Source organism: Bacillus sp. UNC69MF, from assembly GCF_000746035.1.
In the GTDB taxonomy this organism is placed as follows: Bacteria; Bacillota; Bacilli; order Bacillales; family Bacillaceae; genus Bacillus; species Bacillus velezensis.
This window is the reverse complement of sequence record NZ_JQKM01000014.1, coordinates 67,952-74,335: the sequence shown is the minus strand read 5'-3', so window position 1 is coordinate 74,335 and position 6,384 is coordinate 67,952. Positions and strand designations below refer to the sequence as shown.

6 protein-coding genes are annotated in these 6,384 nt (G+C 47.9%); 4 read left to right on the top strand and 2 right to left on the bottom strand.

Annotation, left to right across the window (positions count from 1 at the left end):
* Both BR62_RS0110565 and rnhC read right to left on the bottom strand, forming a co-directional pair.
* Positions 1–201, bottom strand: a 201-nt coding sequence (locus tag BR62_RS0110565) for an IS3 family transposase (RefSeq protein WP_032870778.1), incomplete at its 3' end; no start/stop codon positions are given.
* Between the two features lie 113 nt (positions 202–314).
* Entirely contained in the window at positions 315–1,256 is a 942-nt protein-coding gene (gene rnhC, locus BR62_RS0110560; RefSeq protein WP_007408113.1) for a ribonuclease HIII, read from the bottom strand.
* Positions 1,257–1,389: 133 nt separating this feature from the next.
* Here rnhC and zapA point away from each other — a divergent pair, with 133 nt between their 5' ends.
* The 4 genes from zapA (at position 1,390) to BR62_RS0110540 (ending at position 6,384) form a co-directional block, all read left to right on the top strand.
* Positions 1,390–1,647, top strand: coding sequence for a cell division protein ZapA (gene zapA, locus BR62_RS0110555; RefSeq protein WP_007408114.1), 258 nt, complete (start codon positions 1,390–1,392; stop codon positions 1,645–1,647).
* Between the two features lie 7 nt (positions 1,648–1,654).
* Complete coding sequence (locus BR62_RS0110550; protein ID WP_007612958.1) at positions 1,655–2,188, top strand: CvpA family protein; 534 nt, start codon at positions 1,655–1,657, stop codon at positions 2,186–2,188.
* Positions 2,189–2,293: 105 nt separating this feature from the next.
* Positions 2,294–4,006 (top strand): DNA polymerase/3'-5' exonuclease PolX, encoded by a 1,713-nt coding sequence (gene polX / locus BR62_RS0110545; RefSeq protein WP_007408115.1) that lies wholly within the window; start codon positions 2,294–2,296, stop codon positions 4,004–4,006.
* Positions 4,007–4,026: 20 nt separating this feature from the next.
* Positions 4,027–6,384, top strand: a complete 2,358-nt coding sequence (locus BR62_RS0110540; protein WP_032870776.1) for an endonuclease MutS2 — start codon at positions 4,027–4,029, stop codon at positions 6,382–6,384.

Below are 6,384 nucleotides of genomic sequence, written 5' to 3'. Positions count from 1 at the left end.
TTTTCCGTAAGTGTATTGCTTTCCAACAGGCTGTTCGAATCGATGTGTATCACCAGCCTTATACCATCTAACCCATGTCTGAACCTGTGTCTTATTCTTAATATTCAACTCCTGCAGGATCTCTTTCATAGGTACGCCTGCCAATCTCATTTCTACAGCCTTCTGTTTCACTTCAACCGGATAACTCACTCTTGTCCCCATAGAAAAAACACCTCCAAGTCTAATTTCGGATAACAATCATCCGTATTCAAACTTGAAGGTGTTTTTATTTGTCTCATCTTATGGGGTCAGTCCCCACTCTGCAAGCTTTTTTATTATGACCGCTTCCGTTCAACAAGGCGTTTCGCTTTTTGCGTATTGGCAAAATGAAGTTTGGTGAACGTTCTGAGCGCACCTTCTCCCTTATTGATGATCAGCTTGGCGGCAGCTTCATCGACATGCGGCCCCGCGCCTTTCGGAATCGTCATCCCAGCCTCACGGGAAAGCTTATCCATTTCAATTAAGAAAGAATATCGCGCAATGATAGAGGCTGCGGCGACGGAAAGATGTATGCTTTCCGCTTTCGTGCTGAAAAACGTTTTTTCTTTTACGATATCCCGTCCGGAAAGATGCTTAAAATAAATGCCGGGCTCTGCGAATTGGTCAATCAGAATCGCTTCCGGTTTAACGCCGTTCATTTTTCTCAGCAGATTGGAAATCGCCTGATTATGAAGGAGCGCCTTCATTTTTCCTTGGCTCATGCCTTTTTCCTGCATCTGATTGTATTTTTCGTTTTTTAACACAAGCAGGCTGTAAGGAATGGTTTTAATTAACAGTTTGGCGATTTCAATAATCTGCGGATCTTTTAAATCCTTCGAATCCTTCACACCGAGTTCTTTCATTAAAGAAAGCTTTGATTTGTCGGCGTAGGCGCAGGCAACCGTTATCGGCCCGAAGTAATCGCCTGTTCCGACTTCATCAGAGCCGATCACTGACATGGAGGCAATGCCCGCCGGGGGAGCGTAAAGCGGGTCGGCCGCTTTTTTGACGGTTTTCTTTGCTTTCGGCGCCTCAGCCGTTCCCCAGCGGGCCGCTTCTGTGCCGGCGTTTTTTCCTTGAAAGAGAACCTTGCCCGAGCGGTAGGCTGTAATGGTACAGCCCGGAGGCTTGGCCTGGAAGACGGCGCCCTGCGGAACGGCGGGAGTAAGGGAGCCGGCATAGGATTGTTTCATTTGTTCCATAGCGGAAGCGGATACTTTTATAACAGAATGGGACACGATATAATCTCCTTTTTTGGCACTTTTCACTGTATATACCAGTGTATCATAACAGCCCGAGGCTCGTCTTTCCATTCAAACGATAATCGTGGTATGATAGGAACTAGGATTCTCGCGGAATGGAGGAGAAACGTTGTCTGACGGCAAAAAAACCAAAACGACAGTAAACATTTACGGCCAGCACTTCACCATTATCGGGGAAGAAAGCAAAGCGCATATGCGCCATGTGGCCGGAGTGGTTGATGATAAAATGAGAGAAATCAACGAGAAAAATCCATATCTTGATATAAATAAGCTCGCTGTATTGACTGCGGTCAATGTCGTGCATGATTATATGAAACTGCAAGAAAAATATGAAATACTGGAGCGGCAGCTTAAAGAAAAGGAATGAACACCATATGATAGATATCATCATCTTAGTTTTGCTCTTAATGGGCACATTGCTTGGATTAAAAAGAGGATTTATCCTCCAATTTATATATTTAACGAGTTTCATCCTCTCGATTGCGTTTGCGGCGCTTTTTTACAAAAATCTGGCCCCGCATCTGAGCTTTATACCCGCGCCTGATTTTTCCGGCGGGCAGGCGGCTCTGTCTTTTATTAAAGGAAACGTAGAGACGGCTTATTACAACGCGATCGCGTTTGTCATTTTGTTTATCATCGCAAAGATTCTGCTCCGGATTATCGGAGCGGCGCTTAATATCATCGCCAGCATTCCGGTCATTAAACAGATCAACAAACTGCTGGGCGGGGTGCTCGGATTTCTGGAAGTCTATTTATTTGCGTTTATCCTGTTATACGTCGCATCCGTACTGCCGGTAAGCGCGCTTCAGGATATGCTCGCACAATCGACGCTTGCAAATATCATCACACATCATACGCCGTATCTGTCAGGGCTCCTGCAAGAACTGTGGGCCCAGTACGGGGCATAAAAAACTTCTCTTGACCGGAGAAGTTTTTTTCAAGCTCTGCGTCAGTTGTGCCGGAGGAGAAAAATTTGTATGATGAAAAGCAGGAAACGACTGGGGGTTAACAGTATGCATAAAAAAGATATCATCAGGCTGCTTGAAACGATTGCGGTCTATATGGAACTGAAAGGGGACAACCCGTTTAAAATATCAGCCTTCCGAAAAGCGGCAGCGGCGCTTGAGCAGGATGACCGCAGCCTGTCGGAAATCGACGACATGATGTCTTTATCCGGAATCGGAAAAGGCACCTACGGCGTCATTCGTGAATATATGCAGGAAGGTGTGTCCGGCACGCTTCTCCAATTGCAGAAAGAAGTTCCGGAAGGCTTGGTTCCTCTTTTGAAGCTTCCGGGCCTCGGCGGCAAAAAAATCGCCAAGCTGTATCAGGAACTGGGCGTTCATGACGCGGAATCGCTGAAAGAAGCATGCGAGCAGCAAAAAGTACAGGGGCTCGCCGGTTTCGGCAAAAAAACGGAGGAGAAAATCCTCCAGGCTCTCGGAGAAGCCGGAAAACAGCCGGAACGGTTTCCGATCGGCTATGCGCTCAGCATTGCTTCAGTAATTGAAGAACATTTGGCCCGGCTAACGGATATTCAGAAATATTCCCGGGCCGGCAGTCTCAGAAGAGCGCGGGAAACCGTAAAAGATCTCGATTACATTATCGCTACAGATCATCCGGAGGCTGTCAGAGAACAGCTTCTTTCCCTCCCGAACGTAAAAGACGTGATAGCGAGCGGGGATACAAAAGTATCAGTCATCCTGACCTTTGAATATGAGACGAGTGTGGATTTCCGGCTTGTGACAGAGGAACAGTTTGCCACCACACTGCATCATTTTACCGGTTCTAAAGATCACAACATTAAAATGCGCCAGCTTGCGAAAGAGCGCGGTGAACGGATCAGTGAATACGGAGTAGAAACCATAGAAACGGGAGACGTCAAAACATTCCCGAGCGAAGAAGCGTTTTACGCCCACTTCGGTCTGCCGTTTATTCCTCCTGAGCTCAGAGAAAGCGGTCAGGAGGTCGACACGTACCGGGAAGAAACGGATCTTGTGGAGCATAAAGCGATAAAAGGCGATCTCCACATGCACTCAGCCTGGAGTGACGGCGCTTTTTCCATCAGAGAAATGGCAGAAGCGTGTATGGCAAAAGGCTATCAGTACATGGCGATCACCGACCATTCCCAATATTTAAAGGTAGCCAACGGGTTAACGGCCGAACGGCTCAAAAAACAGGCGGAAGAAATTGACGCGTTAAATGCTGAATTTGAAAATTTTCATATTTTTAAAGGCGTAGAAATGGACATTCTCCCCGACGGTTCGCTTGATTATGATGACAGTGTTCTGTCTGAAATGGATCTTGTCATCGCATCTATTCATTCAAGCTTCAGCCAGCCGGAGCATGTCATTATGAAACGGCTTGAACAGGCGCTGACGAATAAGCACGTGGACATTATCGCCCACCCGACGGGACGCCTGATCGGCAGACGGGCCGGCTATGAAGTCGACATCGACATGCTGATTGAACTCGCCGCCAAAACAAATACAGCGCTTGAACTGAATGCAAACCCCGCGCGCCTTGATTTACGGACTGAGCATCTGATCAAAGCAAATGAAAAAGGCGTGACTTTGGTCATTAATACCGATGCCCATAATATCGAGATGCTCGATGATATGAAAACGGGCGTGACCGCTGCGCGCAAAGGGTGGACGGAGACAAAACATGTGTTAAACGCCCGGCCGCTACACGAGGTCAAAGCATTTCTGACGCGCAATGATTAAGTAAGGAGGATCACAAAACCGTGCAGCAAAAAGTGTTATCATCACTTGAATTTCATAAAGTAAAAGAACAGATTACCGCACATGCCGCCTCATCGCTCGGCCGGGAGAAGCTTCTGCAGCTGAAACCTTTGACGGATCTCTCAGACATCCAAAAACAGCTGGATGAAGTCGAAGAAGCATCCGCGGTCATGCGCTTGAGAGGCCATGCTCCGTTCGGCGGCCTGACCGACATAAGATCCGCTTTACGGCGGGCGGAAATCGGCAGTGTGCTGACGCCGGCGGAATTTACCGAATTGTCCGGGCTGCTGTATGCCGTTAAACAAATGAAGCACTTTATCAGCCAAATGACAGAAGACGGCGTCAGCATTCCGCTGATACAGGCCCATGCAGAAGAACTGATTACATTGGGTGATTTGGAAAGGGAGATTAACTCCTGCATTGATGATCACGGCGAAGTGCTTGATCATGCATCCCCCGCTTTAAGGGGAATCCGCACGCAGCTCAGGACGCTTGAATCAAGAGTCAGAGACCGGCTTGAATCGATGCTGCGTTCATCTTCCGCTTCTAAAATGCTGTCTGACACCATCGTTACGATTCGGAATGACCGCTTTGTCATCCCGGTCAAACAGGAATACAGATCAAGCTACGGCGGAATTGTCCACGATACATCTTCATCCGGTGCGACACTGTTTATTGAACCGCAGGCGATCGTAGATATGAACAACTCGCTTCAGCAGGCGAAAGTAAAAGAAAAACAGGAAATCGAACGGATTCTCCGGATGCTGACGGAGCATACGGCTGAACACACACAAGAAATCGCTCAAAATGTGGAAGTGCTGCAGACACTGGATTTCATTTTCGCTAAAGCGAGATACGCAAAAGCGATGAAGGCGACAAAACCACTCATGAACGGAGACGGTTTTATCCGTCTTAAAAAAGCACGCCATCCGCTGCTGCCCCAAGATCAAGTCGTGGCCAACGATATTGAACTGGGCGGAGATTATTCAACGATCGTCATCACGGGACCGAATACGGGCGGTAAAACCGTTACGTTAAAAACACTCGGGCTGCTGACGATAATGGCGCAGGCAGGATTGCACATACCGGCTGATGAGGGATCGGAAGCAGCAGTATTTGACAATGTGTTTGCCGATATCGGCGATGAACAGTCGATCGAACAAAGTCTGAGTACGTTCTCATCCCACATGGTCAATATCGTCAATATTTTAAAAGACGTGTCTGAAAACAGTCTTGTGCTGTTTGATGAACTCGGTGCCGGAACAGATCCGCAGGAAGGAGCGGCGCTTGCCATGAGCATCCTTGACGAAGTTCACCGGACAAACGCCAGAGTGCTTGCGACAACCCATTATCCGGAACTGAAAGCATACGGATATAACAGACAAGGCGTCATGAATGCCAGCGTTGAATTTGACATTGAAACGCTTTCGCCTACCTATAAGCTTCTGATCGGAGTGCCGGGCCGAAGCAACGCATTTGAAATCTCAAGACGCCTTGGGCTTCCGGAGCATATCATCGGCCAGGCGAAGTCAGAAATGACCGCCGAACATAACGAAGTCGATCTGATGATCGCATCGCTTGAAAAAAGCAAAAAAAGAGCGGATGAAGAGCTTTCTGAAACCGAATCAATCAGAAAAGAAGCAGAAAAACTGCACAAAGAACTTCAGCAGCAAATCATTGAGCTAAACGCCCAAAAAGATAAAATGATGGAAGAAGCCGAGCAGAAAGCTGCGGAAAAACTGGAAGCCGCCGCAAATGAAGCCGAACAGATCATCCGCGAGCTCAGGTCTATCAAGCAAGAACACAGATCCTTTAAGGAACACGAGCTGATTGACGCCAAAAAACGTCTCGGAGACGCGATGCCGGCTTTTGAAAAATCAAAGCAGCCGGAAAGAAAGACAGAGAAAAAACGCGAGCTGAAGCCGGGCGACGAAGTAAAGGTGCTCACATTCGGACAAAAAGGGGCGCTGCTTGAGAAAACCGGCGAGAAAGAATGGAACGTCCAAATCGGCATCCTCAAAATGAAGGTGAAGGAAAAAGATCTTGAGTTTCTCAAATCGGCTCCTGAACCGAAAAAAGAAAAAGCAATCACCGCCGTAAAAGGGAAGGATTATCACGTATCCCTTGAACTTGACCTCAGGGGAGAGCGTTACGAAAACGCCCTCAGCCGCGTCGAAAAATATTTAGATGACGCGGTGCTTGCCGGCCATCCGAGAGTGTCCATCATTCACGGAAAAGGCACGGGCGCCCTCCGAAAAGGGGTGCAGGATCTTCTGAAAAACCACCGCAGCGTGAAAAGCTCGCGGTTCGGGGAAGCGGGAGAAGGAGGATCAGGCGTAACGATTGTCGAACTAAAATAA